The organism is Pedobacter nototheniae (assembly GCF_004335085.1).
Taxonomy (GTDB): Bacteria; Bacteroidota; Bacteroidia; order Sphingobacteriales; family Sphingobacteriaceae; genus Pedobacter; species Pedobacter nototheniae.
Genome location: NZ_RQRS01000021.1, coordinates 39,760 through 58,477, shown reverse-complemented (window position 1 = coordinate 58,477; position 18,718 = coordinate 39,760). Strand labels below are relative to the sequence as shown.

At 35.1% G+C, this 18,718-nt stretch carries 18 protein-coding genes; 7 read left to right on the top strand and 11 right to left on the bottom strand.

Annotation, left to right across the window (positions count from 1 at the left end):
- Positions 1-54: 54 nt before the first annotated feature.
- Complete coding sequence (locus EHC72_RS17190; protein ID WP_131538950.1) at positions 55-2,262, bottom strand: RelA/SpoT family protein; 2,208 nt, start codon at positions 2,260-2,262, stop codon at positions 55-57.
- Positions 2,263-2,372: 110 nt separating this feature from the next.
- Between EHC72_RS17190 and EHC72_RS17185 the strand changes: the two genes are divergently transcribed.
- Genes EHC72_RS17185 through bshB1 form a run of 3 tightly spaced genes read left to right on the top strand, consistent with a single transcriptional unit; the run spans position 2,373 to position 4,233 of the window.
- Complete coding sequence (locus EHC72_RS17185) at positions 2,373-2,987, top strand: DUF4294 domain-containing protein (RefSeq protein ID WP_131538949.1); 615 nt, start codon at positions 2,373-2,375, stop codon at positions 2,985-2,987.
- Positions 2,988-2,996: 9 nt separating this feature from the next.
- Positions 2,997-3,509, top strand: coding sequence for a glutathione peroxidase (locus tag EHC72_RS17180; RefSeq protein ID WP_131538948.1), 513 nt, complete (start codon positions 2,997-2,999; stop codon positions 3,507-3,509).
- Positions 3,510-3,516: 7 nt separating this feature from the next.
- Positions 3,517-4,233 (top strand): bacillithiol biosynthesis deacetylase BshB1, encoded by a 717-nt coding sequence (gene bshB1 / locus EHC72_RS17175; protein WP_131538947.1) that lies wholly within the window; start codon positions 3,517-3,519, stop codon positions 4,231-4,233.
- Positions 4,234-4,249: 16 nt separating this feature from the next.
- On the opposite strand, the gene EHC72_RS17170 is transcribed toward bshB1, so the two are convergent.
- Positions 4,250-4,816 carry a hypothetical protein gene (locus EHC72_RS17170; RefSeq protein WP_131538946.1) on the bottom strand — a complete coding sequence of 189 codons (567 nt, stop codon included), beginning with the start codon at positions 4,814-4,816 and terminating at the stop codon, positions 4,250-4,252.
- A gap of 102 nt (positions 4,817-4,918) precedes the next feature.
- Between EHC72_RS17170 and EHC72_RS17165 the strand changes: the two genes are divergently transcribed.
- Positions 4,919-6,280, top strand: coding sequence for an acyl-CoA dehydrogenase family protein (locus tag EHC72_RS17165; protein ID WP_131538945.1), 1,362 nt, complete (start codon positions 4,919-4,921; stop codon positions 6,278-6,280).
- A 300-nt stretch (positions 6,281-6,580) separates the two neighbouring features.
- Here EHC72_RS17165 and EHC72_RS17160 read toward each other — a convergent pair whose 3' ends face one another.
- Entirely contained in the window at positions 6,581-6,985 is a 405-nt protein-coding gene (locus EHC72_RS17160) for a hypothetical protein (RefSeq protein ID WP_131538944.1), read from the bottom strand.
- Between the two features lie 2 nt (positions 6,986-6,987).
- Entirely contained in the window at positions 6,988-8,319 is a 1,332-nt protein-coding gene (gene lat / locus EHC72_RS17155) for an L-lysine 6-transaminase (RefSeq protein WP_131538943.1), read from the bottom strand.
- 590 nt (positions 8,320-8,909) lie between these two features.
- Between lat and corA the strand changes: the two genes are divergently transcribed.
- Entirely contained in the window at positions 8,910-9,881 is a 972-nt protein-coding gene (corA, locus tag EHC72_RS17150) for a magnesium/cobalt transporter CorA (protein WP_131538942.1), read from the top strand.
- 23 nt (positions 9,882-9,904) lie between these two features.
- Here the strand turns inward: corA and EHC72_RS17145 are convergent, their stop codons facing one another.
- The 3 genes from EHC72_RS17145 to EHC72_RS17135 are packed head-to-tail and all read right to left on the bottom strand — an operon-like array spanning position 9,905 to position 13,490.
- On the bottom strand, positions 9,905-10,738 hold the full coding sequence (locus EHC72_RS17145) for a universal stress protein (protein WP_131538941.1): 834 nt from the start codon (positions 10,736-10,738) through the stop codon (positions 9,905-9,907).
- Between the two features lie 39 nt (positions 10,739-10,777).
- Complete coding sequence (locus tag EHC72_RS17140) at positions 10,778-12,193, bottom strand: inorganic phosphate transporter (protein WP_131538940.1); 1,416 nt, start codon at positions 12,191-12,193, stop codon at positions 10,778-10,780.
- Positions 12,194-12,248: 55 nt separating this feature from the next.
- Positions 12,249-13,490, bottom strand: a complete 1,242-nt coding sequence (locus EHC72_RS17135; protein ID WP_131538939.1) for a porin — start codon at positions 13,488-13,490, stop codon at positions 12,249-12,251.
- Positions 13,491-13,689: 199 nt separating this feature from the next.
- Between EHC72_RS17135 and msrA the strand changes: the two genes are divergently transcribed.
- On the top strand, positions 13,690-14,181 hold the full coding sequence (gene msrA, locus EHC72_RS17130; RefSeq protein ID WP_131538938.1) for a peptide-methionine (S)-S-oxide reductase MsrA: 492 nt from the start codon (positions 13,690-13,692) through the stop codon (positions 14,179-14,181).
- A 50-nt stretch (positions 14,182-14,231) separates the two neighbouring features.
- On the opposite strand, the gene EHC72_RS17125 is transcribed toward msrA, so the two are convergent.
- From EHC72_RS17125 to EHC72_RS17110, 4 genes are all read right to left on the bottom strand, one after another.
- Complete coding sequence (locus tag EHC72_RS17125) at positions 14,232-14,666, bottom strand: SRPBCC domain-containing protein (RefSeq protein WP_131538937.1); 435 nt, start codon at positions 14,664-14,666, stop codon at positions 14,232-14,234.
- Positions 14,667-14,789: 123 nt separating this feature from the next.
- Positions 14,790-15,371, bottom strand: coding sequence for a Crp/Fnr family transcriptional regulator (locus EHC72_RS17120; protein WP_131538936.1), 582 nt, complete (start codon positions 15,369-15,371; stop codon positions 14,790-14,792).
- A gap of 8 nt (positions 15,372-15,379) precedes the next feature.
- Entirely contained in the window at positions 15,380-16,240 is an 861-nt protein-coding gene (locus EHC72_RS17115; protein ID WP_131538935.1) for a hypothetical protein, read from the bottom strand.
- An 89-nt stretch (positions 16,241-16,329) separates the two neighbouring features.
- Entirely contained in the window at positions 16,330-17,202 is an 873-nt protein-coding gene (locus tag EHC72_RS17110; RefSeq protein WP_131538934.1) for a 1-aminocyclopropane-1-carboxylate deaminase/D-cysteine desulfhydrase, read from the bottom strand.
- Positions 17,203-17,687: 485 nt separating this feature from the next.
- Between EHC72_RS17110 and EHC72_RS17105 the strand changes: the two genes are divergently transcribed.
- A complete protein-coding gene (locus EHC72_RS17105; protein WP_131538933.1) occupies positions 17,688-18,716 on the top strand; it encodes an RluA family pseudouridine synthase in 1,029 nt (342 codons plus the stop codon).
- Positions 18,717-18,718: the final 2 nt, after the last annotated feature.

Sequence of the window (18,718 nt, the reverse complement as noted above, 5' to 3'; positions counted from 1 at the left end):
ACAAATATCTAAGTCTTTATAAATTAGATATTTAGAGCAGATTGCTTGCTAATTTTAAGCGTCGAATCGTGTTACACCAGTTACGCCGCGTACTTTAAGTAAATTCTTAATCAGGTTTTCAAGGTGCTCGGTATCATTTACAAAAATCATAATCGAACCATCAAAAATCCCTTCGTTAGTATCAACAGTAATGGAGCGCATATTTACTTTAAAATCGGTAGAAATTACACGGGTAATGTTGTTAATTAAGCCAACATCATCAATACCAACAATGTGTAAACCAGTTAAAAAAGTAAGTTCTTGTTGCTTATTCCATTTGGCTTTAACTACTCTGTAGCCATAATTCGCCATCAATTGAGCCGCATTAGGACAGTTGGTTCGATGTATTTTAATGCCTTCACTTACGGTAATAAAACCAAAAACGTCATCACCAGGAATTGGGTTACAACATGCAGCAAGTGTATAATCAATGCGTTGCATATCTTCGCCAATTAGTAAAATGTCAGATTCTGAACCTTTAATTTTACTCTTAATTCCATCAACAGATAAATTTTCTGGACGCTCAGGCCCACGGGTTTCAATTTCCTTTTCGCTGGATAAATATTCTTTAATGTCTTTAAGTTCTATTTTACCTAAAGCAACATTCACAAAAAGCTCTTGTGTTGATGGTAGTTTAAAGAAATAACTCAGTTTATTTAAGTTATCGGTATTGTAAGTAATTTTAAGAGATTTTAATTTGCGCTCTAAAATTTCCTTTCCATTTTCAGCAATTTTACGTTTTTCTTCTTTTAAAGATGATTTAATTTTGGATTTCGCTTTCGCGGTAACCACAATATTTAACCAATCTTCTTTTGGCGTTTGCTTATTTGAGGTAATAATTTCTACCTGATCGCCATTTTGAAGTTTATAAGAAATAGGTACTAACTTATGATTTACCTTGGCTCCAATACAGGTAGCGCCAACATCTGTGTGAATTTCAAAGGCAAAATCTAAGGCTGTTGCACCTAAAGGCAGCTGAATTAAAGCACCTTTTGGAGTGAAAATGAAGATTTCATCAGAAAAAAGGTTCATTTTAAAATCGTCCAAAAAGTCAAGGGCGTTCGCTTCAGGGTTGCTTAACATTTCCCTAACTTTCTGAATCCATTGATCTAAACCATTATCGTTGCTGGATTCTTTATATTTCCAATGTGCTGCAAAACCTTTCTCCGCAATCTCATTCATACGTTGGGTTCGAATTTGTACTTCTACCCATTGCCCACGTGGGCCCATTACAGTGGTGTGCAAACTTTCATAACCATTTCCTTTTGGCGAAGAAACCCAGTCTCGCAAACGATCGGGGTTAGGGCGATATAAGTCGGTTACAATCGAATAAGCCTTCCAGCAATCTGCCTTTTCATTCTCAGGGGCGCTATCCAGAATAATCCGAATAGCGAAAAGATCATAAACTTCCTCAAAGGGAATGTTTTTCTTTTTCATTTTATTCCAAATGGAATGGATAGATTTTGGGCGACCGTAAACATCTGCAACCAAGCCCTGTTCATGTATAATTTCATCAATTGGCTCAACAAACTTCTTGATAAATAGAGCACGTTCGGCCTTTTTCTCATTTAATTTTTTTGCAATAAATTTATACGTATCAGGGTCAAGATATTTCATGGAAAGATCTTCCAACTCTGATTTTATAGCATACAAACCTAATCTGTGAGCAAGTGGGGCGTATAAATAAATAGTTTCTGAAGCAATTTTAAGCTGTTTATGGCGAGGCATAAAATCCATCGTCCGCATATTGTGCAGTCTATCAGCAAGTTTGATTAAAATTACCCTTACATCATCCGCAAGGGTAAGCAACATTTTACGAAAATTTTCTGCTTGTAAAGAACTGTTGGTATCAAAAACCCCTGATATTTTAGTTAAGCCATCAATAATTTTGGCAGTTTTCTTCCCAAATTCACGCTCAATATCTTCGAGGGTAATATCAGTATCCTCAACAACATCATGCAATAAGGCACAAACAATAGAAGTTGTGCCCAAACCAATTTCCTCAGCAGCAATTTGAGCCACGGCAATTGGATGGTAAATATAAGGTTCGCCAGATTTACGACGCATATCTTTATGGCTTTCGAGTGCCATATCAAATGCCTTTCTAATTTCTTTTTTATCTCCACGTTGTAAAGTGGATTTACTCGCCCGTAATAATGCCCTGTATCTTTTTAGAATTTCTTGTTTCTCAGCCTCTAAGTCAATCACTAACTCTGTTTTCATTTGTATTTTTTGCGTAAAAAATTGCGTCTTATTATTGAATAAAACTTATATTAGTTCTATGGAACACCTAATATATGAAATAACACCTAACTTTGTCAACGTATAAAATTATGAATTTTAAAGGGCTCTTTTTTCTGTGTATTGTAATCATTTTTAGTTGCTCACTAAAAGCGCAAGAGAATGTTGAGCCTGTTTTTCCTAAAATGGGGAAAAATGACACAATTAGAGTGGCTTCTACAAATGATAACGGAATTATGATTCCGTGGATGCAACTTAATGACGTAAGTATTTACGCAGCCAGGATTTGGAAATCGCCAGAAGAGCAGGCAGCTTATAACCGATTGCGCTACAACGTTTTAAAAGTAATGCCTTACGCATTGTTCGCTAAACGCCGTTATGAGCAATTGGAGCAAGATTTAGTTGTTACTACAGAAAAGAAAAAACAGAAAGAGCTGCTTAAAGCTTGTGATAAGGAAATAAAAGAAATGTTTAACCGCGAAATTAAGGAGTTAACCATTGCCCAAGGACAAATATTAACGAAACTGATAGATAGAGAAGTTGGAAGAACTACTTATGATATTGTTAAACAAACAAAAGGTGGTTTTGCAGCGTTTTCCTATCAGATTATTGCACGTGTAGTTGGTCATAACTTAAAAAGTACTTATGACGCTAATCAGGATCGGGACATCGAATCGATTATTCGTACTTCCGGTTTCTATCAATAAATTACCCTAATGAAGGAAACCATTCCAAATATTTACCCATTCAAGGTGAAAAAAATTAACGGTGAGGATCAACTCTTATCGGCTTACAGAAATAAAGTTCTTTTAATTGTAAATACAGCTTCTGAGTGCGGTTTTACGCCTCAACTTAAAGAATTACAGCAGTTAAAGGATGAAATTAATAATCCTGATTTTGAAATTTTAGGTTTTCCAACCAATGATTTTGGTAAACAAGAGCCTTTAAATGGCGAAGAAATCACTTCATTTTGTGAAATAAACCACGGCGTTCAATTTCCTATTTTAGATAAGATTATGGTGCGTGGCGATCATGCCCACCCACTTTATCAGTTTTTAAGCGATAAAAAGCAAAATGGAAAGCTGAGCTCAAAACCGCGATGGAATTTCCACAAATTTCTGATTAACAAAAAAGGAGAGGTTGAAGATTATTTTCTTCCCTTTACCAAACCATTAAGCTCAAAAATTAAAAAGAAAGTTCAGCGCCTGCTGGATGAAAACTCCCTTTAGATTTATAATGAAATTAGATATTTTAGTTATTGCAGTTCATCCTGATGATGCAGAATTATGCTGTTCGGGTACTATTTTAAAACACATTGCGCTTGGTAAAAAAGTGGGCATTGTAGATTTAACCAGAGGCGAGCTGGGTACGCGTGGCACAGCCGAAACCCGCGATGAGGAAGCTAAGGAATCTGCAAAGATTTTAGGTTTACACGCCCGTGAAAATTTAAGATTTAGAGATGGCTTTTTTCAGAATGATGAATTTCACCGCTTAGAAGTAATTAAAGCTATTCGTAAATATCAGCCAGAAATTATTTTAAGCAATGCTTTACATGATCGTCATCCCGACCACGGCAGGGCAGGAGATTTAGTGTACGATTCGGTATTTTTATCTGGATTACCTAAAATAGAGACTATTGTTGATGGCGAAAGTCAGGCAGCACATCGCCCAAGATTGTTGCTGCAATATATACAGGATAGATACATTAAACCTGATGTAATTGTGGATATTACAGATTATATGGAAACGAAAATAAAATCAATTAAGGCATTTAAAACACAGTTTTATAACCCCGATGTTGATGGTTTGGATACTTATATTTCTTCTCCCGAATTTTTTGAAAGTACAATAGGCAGAGCCAGAGAATTTGGTAAAAGCATTGGTGCAACCTTTGGTGAAGGTTTTACCTCAAGAAAATTATTAGGTGTAGATAATTTATTTGATTTGAGATAAGTCTATTTATAAGTTTTTAGCGCCGTCCAATTGTTTTATGCCGCCAAACGGCAATGACGTTAGTATCTGCGTGCTCTTCGTTTGGGTTATTTTCTAATAAGCATTTTTTAATGTGATATGCTTTTGAATAATCAGTTATAAGTCCAAATTTGTTCAGGTCTGAAGGTGAGAAAGTTTCATCAAAACCGCCACAATTTGTCAAAGCGCTTATGTTAAAGTATTGATCTAATAATTCGTAGCCTATAAACTCATAATCTTCAGATGGAATGTCTTTACAATCCAGTTCCGGTTCTACAATAACTTTTAACAAATGGAATTTACCTTTTGTATCCGATCTTTTAAGGATATAATCTAAGGTTGTGAAAAAATTTGTTTGATACAGATTTATGACATGTATGTAATCCCAATCATCTGGATCGTCGTAATTAGGTTTGACTAAAGTTTCATTTAACATACCATCTAAAGAAATAAGTTCTGTTAAATGGTTTAATTTACTCCATTCGATATATTTATCCCAAGATAAACCACCATTTTCATTATAGGTTTTGTCATATGTAGCACGGATTGTATATAAGAAGGTCATAGATCAATTTATTATTCAAATTCGAATATACTTTAAGCTATTTTAAAAATCAACTCACCAACAAAAACCGCTCTTTGTTTGTTACTCTAAAAACGAATAAAGATGGCCAATATATTTTCTTCTCTAAAAAACGCATACAACCTTTTTAAACATGTAGATTTTGATAAGCTTGAGGCGCTTTCAAAAAAAGTTGATCTACCCAAAATGGTCGAAACCATTTCTAGTTTAGACGATAAACAAATTCAGGGTATGATGAAAATGATGGGCGGATCTCATAAAAAGAGAGAACTCCCGCCAATTGAAGGTGATTTTTATCATTTGGGAGATGAAGCTTTAAATGACGAAGACCGTGAATTGCAATTAAAAGTACGGGCTTTTTTGGAGAAAGAAGTAAAGCCAATTGTAAATCACTACTGGAATAAGGCAGAGTTTCCCTTCGAAATTATACCCAAATTAGCCGAATTAAATATATGTGGTTTAACCTATAAAGGATATGGCTGCCCAGGTAAATCTAACTTGATGGAAGGTATTTTGGCGATGGAAATGGCACGAATTGATACTTCTATTTCCACCTTTTTTGGCGTACAAAGCGGTTTGGCTATGGGTTCCATTTATTTATGTGGCTCAGAAGAACAAAAACAGCAATGGCTCCCTTTAATGCAGCAATTTAAAATTATTGGTGCATTTGGTTTAACAGAGCCCGAAGTAGGTTCTGCAGCGGCAGGTGGCTTAACCACTACATGTAAAAAGGTGGGCGATAAATGGGTTTTAAACGGACAAAAAAAGTGGATTGGCAATGCAACCTTCGCCGATATTTTAATTATTTGGGCACGAGATGAAGATAGCAACGAAGTAAAAGGCTTCATCGTTAAAAAGGAAAATCCTGGCTTTGCTGTCGAAAAAATGCAGGATAAAATGGCTTTGCGTATTGTGCAGAACGGTATTATAACCTTAACCAATTGTGAAGTAGAAGAGGCAGATCGTTTGCAAAATGCCAATTCATTTAAAGATACTGCCAAAGTTTTACAAATGACCAGGGCAGGGGTAGCCTGGCAAGCAGTTGGTTGTGCACGTGGTGCTTATGAAAATGCGCTTGATTATACCCGTACGCGTAAACAATTTGGTAAACCGATTGCTTCCTTTCAATTAATCCAAAATCATTTGGTGGAGATGTTATCCAATCTTACCGCCATGCAAACGCTTTGCTATCGCTTATCGCAACTGCAGGATCAAGGTTTGCTGAAAGATGAGCATGCTTCTTTAGCTAAAGTATTTTGCTCATTACGCACCCGTGATGTAGTGAGTAAAGCCCGTGAGGTTATGGGTGGCAATGGAATTTTGCTCGAATATAATGTTGCCCGATTTGTGGCTGATGCCGAGGCAATTTATTCTTACGAAGGTACCAAAGAGATTAATACACTAATTGTTGGTCGTGCAATTACCGGGTTTTCGGCTTTTGTATAATATAAATACTTTGCTTAATAAATAAGAATGTTTTGGAAACGAATATCAGGTTTCTATGGCTTATGCAATCCCGCTCTTTGCTAAATCCCGATGAAAAAATCGGGATACCGCTTTCGATCGGGTTTATTAAACGCAGGCCGGTACTTGCAACTACTTTGTATCTAAACCCGATTGGAACGGATGCCAATTTTTTTCAATTGGCAGGAGAAAAAGCGGGGCTAAAGTTGCCAAATGCACTGAACTGCTCATTTCCAAATCAAAAAAAGTTAATTATGTAAGCAACTCCCAGCGAAATAATGATTATTTAAAAGGACGTTTATTAAATGCCACTTGGCTCATGGCGCTTTTTTCGTATAAAGCTATGCACGAAGGGTTAAATTGAGGGTCAAAGTTTACTTCTCCAGGTTGCAGCACTTGTGGAGTGGCTGTTTTTTCCATAAAGAAGTAAACTTTAGTATTGCCATATTTGGTGTGAGGCATTAAATTGCCGTAATCTTCCAGCTCTTTCCAAACGCTGTCCTTAACCGTTACAACGTAAATTCTTTGTACGGGGCCGGTATTATTAGCATTTCTATATTTAACAATTTCCGTAAAACCAGCTTTCATATCTTCAGCACCAGGTTGGTTAAAAGTATCTTTCGCAATAAAGAAAGTTAAAATTAAAACGATGGCAACAATGATGTAAGAAAGAGATTTTTTGTTCATGCCTACAATAAAGGCAATATTTTTTCCATAACTGTCAATCCCTCGTCAATATGTTTTTGTTCGATGCATAAAGCAGGTCGGAAGCGAATGGTTTGATTGCCACAGCCTAAAAACATCACATTGTTTTCTAATCCTTTAGCTATAAATGCATTGCGCATATCTTTATTCGGGAAATCGAAAGAACATAATAAACCTTTACCGCGTACATTAGTCATTTTATCAAATTTTTGAGAAAGCTTAGCTAGGTTTTCCTTGAGGTAATTACCCATTTGGGCGGCATTATCACAAAGTTTATCTTCTTCTATAATTTGTAAAATTTGGGTAGAACGAACCATATCTACCAAGTTTCCGCCCCAAGTGGAGTTAATGCGACTAGGAACTTTAAACACATTGGTTTCAATTTCATCTACTTTGTTGCCAACTAAAATACCACATACTTGCATTTTCTTTCCAAAGGCAATAATATCAGGACGGGCTTTTTCGGTAAAATGTTGGTGGCACCAAAATTTACCTGTTAATCCTACTCCGGTTTGTACTTCATCATAAATTAAGAAAGCTTCATTTTCATCAGCCAAAGCTTTTAGCTGGATTAAAAATTCTTCACGCAGGTGATTATCGCCGCCTTCTGATTGAATTGGCTCTATAATTATGGCACAAATATCATCTTTATTATCAGCAAAGGCTTTTTTAACCTGTTGTATAGATGTTTCTTCAGTTTGAATGGCATGACTTAAATTATCGCCCTGCAGCGGAAATTTCACATCTGGAGTACTTACTCGTGGCCAATCAAATTTTGCAAACCATTTGGTTTTATCAGGTAAGGTATTGGTTAAGCTTAAAGTATAACCTGTTCTGCCATGAAAAGCTTTTTCAAAATGCAAAACCTTAAATCCTTTTTCTTCTGTATAACCTTTGGCAAAGTTTTTTTGCACTTTCCAATCCATAGCCACTTTAATGGCATTTTCTACGGCAAGCCCGCCGCCAGCAATAAAAAAGGCATGGGGCAAATAAGAAGGGATGCCTACCTGAGAAAATGTTTCTACAAATTGTGCATATTGTTGAGTGTATACATCAGAATTTGAAGGGTTGGCAATGGCTGCTTGTAATAAACTGCTTTTAAAAGCTTCATCGTTTACCATTTTAGGGTGGTTGTAACCTAAAGGAACGGAAGCAAAGCAGGTAAAGAAATCAAGTAAAGTTCTGTTGTATTTCGAATCGTAAATGTAAGCGCCATGGCTTTTCTCCATGTCATAGGTTAGGTCGAAACCATCAGCTAAAATATGTTTTTTAAGAGACTCGTTAACGCGATTGGCGGGTACTGTTAATTGGTACATAAATTTGGTTTTGGTGTATTTCAAATTTAGTAAAAAGCCCCTGAAATCAAAATTTAGGCACTTTTTGTACTCTGATGGCAAAAAATAGGTTTAAACAGTTTAAAGTATGTTTTTGGACAAAATCGCATTTTGGACTTAAGAAATGTGGAAAACTTTTTGACGAATAATTAACTTTTGGCGGGCGAAATCCCGTCGTTTTAAAGCAAAACTGTTTAAATAGAATTGCAAAAAAGAAAACCTTTAGCCTTCAATAATAATAATGAGTTTTGGATATAGATTATTGGCATTGAGGGACTTTTAAGATAGGTTTTGAAACAAGTTTAGAACAATGATCATTTTTTTAGACAAAATTTAAACAGTTTCTAAAAGTGTTTTGATTTTTTCGTTTTGAAAAAAATCAAAACAGAAAAATCAAAACAGAATTTGTTTTGGTTTTTCTGTTTGAAAAAAAATCAAAACGAAAAAATCAAAACAGAGTTCGGAAAAGAAATGCCTAAATGCACAGCAGGTAATATTACTTTTTGTTAAGTAAACAGTAAGTAAATCTCAATAGTTGATATTTGCTATATTTTAAATATGCGCTTGATCCAATGAAAGAAATTATAAATTCTATTGCTTATTCTGCAGGCCAAAGAATAGGAGAAGTTGATTTTGACAATATGGCTGATCTTGTAAAAAAGGGCGAGTTTATTTGGATAGGATTGCATGAGCCATCTGAAGAAACGTTGGAAAAGATACAGGCAGAATTTAAGCTTCATGAACTTGCCATTGAGGATGCACATAAAGCGCACCAGCGACCTAAAATAGAGATTTATGGGAATTCGTTATTTGTAGTTTTGCGTACCGCACAGATTAATAGCTTGCATCATGTTGATTTTGGCGAAACGCATATTTTTGTGGGTGATAATTTTATGATTACAGTTAGGCATGGCGCTTCTGTTCCTTATACTGAAGTTCGCGATCGATGCGAAAGCTTACCAGAGTTATTAGGTAAGGGGCAGGGATTTGCACTCTATGCTGTGATGGATTTTATAGTTGATAAATATTATCCTGTTGTACAAGACTTAGAGATGGATTTAGCTAATATTGAGGATAAAATTTTTAAGGATAAACCCAGCAAAGAAACAACAGAGCTTATTTATCAACTAAAGCGAGAGCTGCTTGAAATAAAACGTGCCGTATCTCCATTAATTGATGTTTGTAATCGATTAATGCGATTCGATATCAAATACATTTCAGAAGAAACCAGACCATATTTTAGAGATGTTTACGACAATGTTGTTCGGATAAACGAGATGATTGAAAACACACGAGAACTACTTAATACAGCCTTAGATGCTAATTTTTCGCTTTTATCTATTCTCCAAAACGATATTTCGAAAAAGTTTGCAGGTTGGGCCGCAATTATTGCCCTACCAACCATGATTGCAGGTTTTTATGGAATGAATTTTAGAACAATGCCCAATACAGATTGGGCATATGGCTTTTACGCCATTATTGGTTTTACCATTGTTTCTTGTGTATTTGTTTATTTTCTTTTTAAAAGATCGGGTTGGATTTAAGCTAAATGCTCTAAAAAATAATTTTACTCGTGTAGTACCAATACTGCCTTTATGGATTTATTTAAGATTTCGTTTACAGTACTACTGGCAAATAAACGGTAAATAATGTTCTGATTTCGCTTAACTAAGCATAGAATATCGGTTTCATTTTTCTCTATAAAATCTATAATTCCATTTGATGTTTTTGAGTCTTCATCATCAACATAGTTAAAGTTAATTTCTACTGACGGAAGTAGTTTCTCCAATTTCTTTTCTCCGCTTTTTATGGCTTTAGCATCCATATCTTTTTCTGAAATATGAAGTACTTCTAGTTTTCTGGGGTTTGATGATTTAAGAATCTGATTTAGTGCTTTAACATCTCTTACCGATAATTTAGTTGTTTTATAATCTGTAGCCAAAGTTATTACCGGGCTTACAGCCAATGTTCTTTCCAAGGGAACAATTAACGTTGGGATACGCATTTTTGTAACCGCCATGCTGGCATTACTACCCACAATTCCTTTAATACCTGTTGCCCCTGTAATGCCCATTACCAAAAACGATATAGAATTATATTCTACATATTTGGTAATTACACTTCGCAAAAAGCCTACATCACAAACGGTTTTGATTTTTACAGATGCAAACTCCTCATTTTTGCTAAATGTTTCTGCCCATTCTTTTAATGCTGATCTTTTTTTTGCGTAATAATCTTCAATAAAAATTGCATTGTAGGTGCTATTGTTTATTCCCTCGGTTGGATGTATGGCATGAATTACAGCAACTTCCATTTGCAAAATCTTAGCTAAGGATAAAGCATAAACCATAGCATTGCTTGCGCTGTTTGAAAAATCTGAGGCAACGAGTATCTGTTTCATTTTTTTATGTTGAATGTAAATTAATCAAAAACTGAATTATTAAATAAATAGGTGGAATAGCATAAATAACAATAAAGATAGCAATATGGAAACCGGTAAAGTTAATACCCATGCTAAGCCAATGCTTTTTAATGTACCTGCATTTAAATTGCTTTTTCCGCCTGATGCAACCATTGCTCCGGCAATACCACTTGATAAAACGTGGGTTGTGCTTACTGGTAAACCCAAAATGGTACTTATACCAATAGTTGATGCCGCAACAATTTCGCTTGATGCGCCCTGAGCATAATTTAAATGCTCGTTACCAATTTTTTCGCCAATGGTAACAACAATTCTTTTCCAACCTATCATGGTGCCTAAACCTAATGAAACCGAGATTACGATAATTACCCAGATTGGCGCGAAATCAGTCAATTTTTTTAAGTCAATAATACTTTGGTTAAGTGCTGCGCTATTTTTCTCATCAATAACGATTGCTTTATTATCCTTTAGGGCTCCAATAGATTTTACTAGGCCTTCTACTTGTTTTCTAAATTTATATGTTCCTTCTTTATCTTTTTCGTTTTTGTTGGCCAAATGAATTTTTACTGTTTCAATATTAGCGTTTAGCGCAGTAAATTCTACACTGTTTTTAGTGTTGCTAATAGAGAGTTTCTGTAAAATTTGTTCGGTTTGATTTAGCGTAGAAATAATTTTGCTATTAGGTATATGATGATCTATAGCAAACTTGGCTGGTAAAAATGCAATTAAAATTAACATAAAAAGACCCACACCTTTTTGCCCATCGTTACTGCCGTGAAAAAAACTTACTAGCGTACATGTTATAATTAATATTATTCTGATTAATAGCGGAGGTCTGTCATTTTCGCCTTGTGGAATATGAAAAAGCGCTTTATATCTAATTACATGTTTCAAAAAAAGCATCAGTAAAATAGCCAATCCAAAGCCTATAAGTGGAGAAAGGATAAGTGATAAACCAATTTCTTCGGCTTTATGCCAGTTTACACCGCTACCACCATAATACCAGGTAAAACCTAATCCGGCACCTATTAGGGCACCAATTAAAGTATGAGAACTGGAGCAAGGGATGCCTAAATACCAGGTTCCTAAATTCCATATAATTGCAGCAAGTAAAACCGCTAGCACCAAACTTGCCCCAACCGCTACCGGAAGCGTCATCAAGGTATCCATGGGTACAAGCTTTAAAATACCCATGGCTACGGCAATACCACCTGTAGTAACACCTAAAAAGTTCCAAAAGCCCGACCATGGAATTGCAATAACAGGCTTAAGTGCCTTGGTATAGATTACCGTTGCTACTGCATTTGCTGTATCATGAAAACCGTTCACAAATTCAAAGGCAACAACGGCAAGTAAGCATAGCCCAAAGACTATAGAAAGGCCAGTGGTTAAATCAGTTTCACCTAAAAAGGGTAGAATGTTGCAAAAAAGCATAGTATTTTTTAATTTAAATTTGGAAAGGTTTAGTGTTTATAGTTTAGCCTTTAAACTACCATCGATATTGCATTCGTGTTGTAAACACATCATCCCTTGTATCATTGGAATAGTTTTTTAAGCTTGTAGTTTCATTTTTTATGTGCTCGTTATAAACTGTAAATTTTAAGCGTTGATTTAATTGATAGGCTAGGCCATAGCCGATAGTGCTATATTTTATATCGGCCGCGTTAGTAAAATTACCTTCCACGCCAATGCTTTTGCCCGCAGTATCGGTGTTGGGATCATACACATCGTAAGCAATTAAAGCTGTTAACTTGGTTTTGGCTATTTGTTGGGTAAACCATAAATAATAGCCGCTAAAATTGCGCTCGTATAAATTATCTAGTGGTTGTGTACCAAAGCTCTGACTTGCATAAGGACCTATTAATTTATCTAAACCCGCTGATGCTACACCAGGTTGTTTACCAGCAACATATTCTCCTTTAAGGGTGGTAGTGCCAAAATAACTATCGTATTGGAGTTGTAAATTGCCTCCATAATAGTTCCTTTCTATGTTTTTGCCTACAAAACCTTCGCTAGTATTTGCTGCATAACCATTATTTGTTGAGGTAAAATAAGTTTTGGTATTACTGCGAACAGAGCCTTTATAAATAGAGCCTCCAAAACCCAGGTGCAACTTCTTGTTTGCAAGGCTATCGAACCTAAAACCCAGGTTGCCTATAAAATCCTTTTTACTGTCGTAATCTTTAGCATTTTTTCCACTACCATTAACTACAGCAATTTCCAATGTTAAAAACTTGGCTACTTTTTGAGGATTATAATGAATTAAGGCACCAAGATCACGCTCACGAGGCATTAATGTTTGAAACACACGTGCTCGTTCAGGAAAATCGCGATAACCAGATGAATAAACTATAGAATAGCCAAAGGGCTTATTAAATAAACCTGCAGTAAATAATAGAGCTTTATATTTGGGTTCCTTTAGCTGAATAAATGCATCCATTAATTGTAATCCATCTTGTGTAGCATCCAGCTGAAAAACAATACTGGTATATTTATCTACTCTATCAATTTTTAAACGCCCTCTCCTAATCATAAAGCGATTGTCTGAATTTGCAGAAAAATCACCGCCAGAAAATGATGCTATTCCTGCAGACTGTGCTTTTTGAAATTGGGTTTGCAGGTAACCCGTAATTTTAATGTCGTGTGGATCATAACTTGATGGCGCATTATTATTTTGTGCTACAGCTATAAAAGGTAAAATGATCATTAACAACAGAAGAGCTTTTATCATTAAAGTAAAAATACCGTTGCAATATTACCCCAACATCAACATAGCGTTATCCCTTTGTCTTAAAAAGTGTTTAATTCTTGGTTTTGTCGCCCTTTGGTAATTTTGCAGCACTATAAGGCATAAACTATTTTTGGCGGCGTATATGTTTGCCAATTACAGTTCATCGCCGTATTTTAGTTAATTAAAAAAGGAGATATATATGAGTACTGAAAAAGCCATTCTTGCTGGCGGTTGCTTTTGGGGAGTAGAAGAACTTATTCGTAATTATCCAGGTGTAATTTCTACTGTAGTGGGTTATACCGGGGGCGATGTACCTAATGCAACTTATCGTAATCATGGTACGCATGCTGAAGGTATTGAAGTTATTTTTGACCCTGAGAAATTATCTTATCGTAAGTTGCTTGAATATTTCTTTATGATTCATAACCCAACAACACGTAACAGACAAGGAAATGATGTGGGTACATCGTACCGATCGGCTATATTTTTTGTGGATGAAAAACAGGAGGAAACAGCCAAAGCATTAATTGCAGAAATGAATACATCAGGCAAATGGCCAGGGCAAATTGTTACAGAAGTTGTACCAGCAACCGATTTTTGGAATGCCGAAGAGGAACATCAAGCATATTTGCAAAAGAACCCATATGGGTATACCTGCCATTTTGAACGACCAGAGTGGAAATTAAATTAAATCATTTATCGTCATTGCAAATTAAAAAGCAATGACGATCTTTTTAAGATTTATTGCTCTGCCACTTCCTTAAGTTTCTCATTCATTAAATTAAAACCTCTGGCAGTATTATTATTCAGTTGGCTTTTAAATAGTGGCACCAAAATGCCTGTAAATCTTTCACTTTGATTAAAGGTAGTTGTTCCATCACCATTATCAATAAGTTCAAAGTGGTGCTGACCATCAAAAATTCCTGGAAACAATAGATGTCCAATCCAACTGAAGTGTTTATTGTTTTCTAAAATTAGAACTTCTGGTTTAAAAATCATTTTCTTAGCATCTGGCGGAGCAATTTCTACTTTTATTTTCTGGCCTATCTTTACCGCTCCGCTAATTGATTTTATAAAAGGATTCCAATTAGGATACTCATTAAAGTCGGTTAAAATATTCCATACTTTATTAGGTGTTGCATTGATTAAAATGGTGGTTTTAATTTCCGTTGGCATAACTCTACTGTAAATAAATAAGATTATAACTATTTAGCACACAGAGAAAAAAACTTCTCATTTTAAAATTCCGTTTGCTTATACAAAGATGCAAACGATTAAGCGGCTTGCTCTTGATAAAAATCAAGAAGAAATAAAATGCTGCTTTTTTCTTATTCTACTGAAGGTTTCAGGCGTCATGCCCAGCATAGAAGCCAGGTACTGCAAGGGTACGGTATTAAATAATGCCTTATTGTGATTAAAAAAATGGTGGTATCTTTCTTCCGCCGACATTGAAAGGTGACTAAATATACGATCTTCCATTATTGCGAAGCACTTGGTAATAAAGCGGGTTTCGAAAGTTTGCCACGCAGGTATTTGCTTGCCCAAATCGATGTAATCTGTTTTATTGATAAAATATAGCGTAACATCCGTTAGTGCCTGAATGTTCCATCGAGATGGCGAATTTAATATAAAGCCCGAAAGATCGGTTAAAAAAGAATTTTCCTGAGTAATCCATTGTGTAATTTCTCTATCGCCAGTATTAACAAAAACTCTTAATAATCCTGATTGTGTAAAAGCCAGTTGATTAACCGTTTTATCTACTTTAAGGAAATATTCGCCCTTTTTAATTTCAGTAAGCTTAAATTTATTGGCAATTGCCTTTAAATCTGCAGAATCAATTACACCAAAATAATTAGCTAAATGGTTTTCAAGTGCTGTCATAAGCTTATTTAAATGGCTTTAAGTGCCCAGGTTTCTCTAATTTTTCCAATGGTGCTGGCCTGTTTAACTAAGCTCTTCATTATTTCGGCATTTACATATTTTACAGATGATAGCTGATGCCATACAGAAGTTGCTTTGGTAATTAATTTAAAACCTTGATCTTTAAAAAAGGCTTCAGCTTGCTCAAAGCTCTCAAATTTATTTTCTTCAACATGGTGTGCATTTAAAAACTGGTTAAAAGCGTCAGGATTGGTATTTTGCCCCAAATCTTTCTTAATATAAATATCTGCTGTAATCCAATAACCACCTCTTAATTTTAGTGCTTTATGTATAATTTGGCAAAGCTTAGCTTTTTCATCCATATTTAAATACATTAGCAGGCCCTCATTAATAATACTTAATTTACCTGCTGGCATTTGTTTTAAGGCTTCAGCAAAGCCATTTTCATCAAGCGCATTTAGTATTTTAGTTTGTAGTTTTCCCTTTAAATGTAGTTGTTCCTGCCGGATCAACAACTCCGTTAGTTCCTGTTTAATATTTATCACCTCAGCCAAATCTGTATCCAGGTAATAAATATTAGGATGGTTTAAAGCCATGTTTAATCCACGGAAAGAGAAGCCTGAAGAAATTTCGAGAACGTTTAAGCTTCCCGAGGCAAAAAGTAAACTATCCAGCGATAAGTAACGACTTTCGAAATGCAATAAACGTTTTAAAAAGGTTTCATCATGTTTATCTGCAGCCAGTTGATCTACCACCTCATTTCCTAAAATTAATCTTGCTGCATCTGCTATAAAAGGAATAGTTGTTAAGCTTTTAGTAAGCAATAATGCTTTGGCTGATGGACTAATAGAACTATAATCGCGATGCATTGTGATGAATTAGAAATACAGATCAAAAATAGTATAAAATTATAATTCTTGTCTCGATACTTTTTAATGCCGTTTTGATAAATTTTAGTTTAGATAAACTTTTCCTTCATTCCCAAAATCCCTAATAAACCACCTGTATGAATCGCTAAGATGTTATCATTTTTATCAATTACGTTTTTCTGCTCTAAATCGATAATCGAATAAAACATCTTTGCAGTATAAACCGGATCAATTAATAAACCCGTTTGGGCAGTAAATAATTTAATAAAGGAAATTAATTCGGGAGTTGTTTTAGCATAGCCACCAAAATGGTAATCGGTATGCAGCACTAGGTTTTCTGATAAATGGGTATACTTTTCAATCTCATCCTTAATAAAATCCCCACCTTTTAAAACTGGGATAACATGCAGCTTAGTATTTAATTTTTTCTGCTGTATTCCTTTTAATAATCCGGCGGCGGTAGTGCCCGTACCAGCGGCGCAAAATATATGGTCGTAAGCAATTGGTAGTTCATCTATAATTTCAGCACAACCCAGAATGGCCTCGTTTGATGCGCCACCTTCATCAATAAAATAAGCTTCATTATCGTTACCAAAGTGGCTATTAAACAATTGGGCTTTGTTTTTATAACTTTCGCGATCGGTAAAAATAAGCTCCATGCCAAATAAAGAACAAAGCATAAGCATTTCATTTTTAACAGCTTCGCCACGAACAAAAGCTGTAACCTTTAATTTAAGTTTCGCTGCCGCTGCTGCTGTTGCCAGCAAGTGGTTGGAGTATGCGCCGCCGAAAGTTACAATATGTGATTTTTTTTCAGACTGGAGTTTTTCAATGGTGTACTTTAGTTTTCGCCACTTGTTGCCCGAAATGTAAGGATCTATCAAGTCGTCTCTTTTAACAAAGAAGTTATTAAAAGGCGCAAATTCTATTTTATGTATGGGGCTGTATATATTTTCGAACACGTGTAAAAATAAAAAACACCTGCAAATTGCAAGTGTCTTTCAAAATTTTTTAAGAGGTTATTACTTAAAATAGATTTTTCTTACTAGGTAAGGAAAAAAGTTAAGTACAATTTTAACGTTCTGTGTAAAATTTTTCATGGTAATTATTATTAGGTAATGCTGCTAGAGCAAATAGCAAGCCAAATTTTGCTAACGTATCGTACCTTTTTAAACTTAACACAAATTTAACGTGCAGAAGCAATTTTTGAGTAAAGTTAATATTGTGTAATCTCAAATATTTAAAAATGACTGTATAGTATTCTTATTTTGTAGTTAAAGCTGAACAATTTTATCATAATTTAAATATATTACTGTATAGTAAATCATTCGTTGATTTAATTGCTCAATTTTCCCCTTAACTGTTGAAATTATGGTACAACTAAAATAGTTTCCAAATTCTAAAATCATTTGAAAAAATCTTAGTCTTAAAAGTTTATTTTTGCAGCATGGAAAACGAAGTAGAGCTTCAGGAATCAGAAGAGCAGGATTTATATGAGCATTTAAGAGTTATCGTTGATAAAGGGCAATCCTTACTAAGAATCGATAAATTTTTAATGCATCGGGTAGAAAATGCGTCTCGTAATCGTATTCAAAATGCCATTGAAGCCGGTAATGTGCTGGTTAATGAAAAACCAATTAAGGCAAGTTATAAGGTAAAACCCTTTGATGAAATCTCAATTGTTTTACCGCATCCGCCACGTGATACCGAAGTTTATCCTGAAGATTTACCTCTTGATATTATTTACGAAGACAGCGATTTACTCGTAGTTAATAAAGCTGCGGGCATGGTTGTACACCCAGGATTTAACAATTATACCGGAACTTTGGTTAATGCTTTGGCTTTTCATTTTGAGCAATTGCCCCAGTTACCTGGCAATGATGGCCGTCCGGGTTTAGTACATCGTATTGATAAAGATACATCCGGATTGTTGTTGATTAGTAAAAACGAACGTTCTATAACACACTTGGCAAAGCAATTTTTTGATCACAGCATTACCAGGAAATATATTGCGCTGGTTTGGGGTGATGTAGAAAATGATGGAACTGTAACTGGTTACATCGGTCGTAGCGTAAAGGATCGTCGGGTAATGGATATTTATGACGATGAAGAAAAAGGAAAATGGTCTGTAACACACTATACCGTTTTAGAACGTTTAGGATATGTAACATTAATTAGTTGCCAGCTTGAAACTGGGCGTACACATCAAATTAGGGCACATATGCAACATATTGGGCATCCTTTATTTAATGATGCAACTTATGGCGGAGATAAGATTTTAAAAGGAACAACGTTTAACAAGTACAAACAATTTGTAGAAAACTGCTTCCAATTATTACCAAGGCAGGCGCTGCATGCACAATCATTGGGCTTTATTCATCCCACAACAAAAGAATATATGTTTTTTGAATCTGAATTACCCGAAGATTTTAAGGCAGCCTTAACTAAATGGAAAAATTATACCGCTACATCATAAAA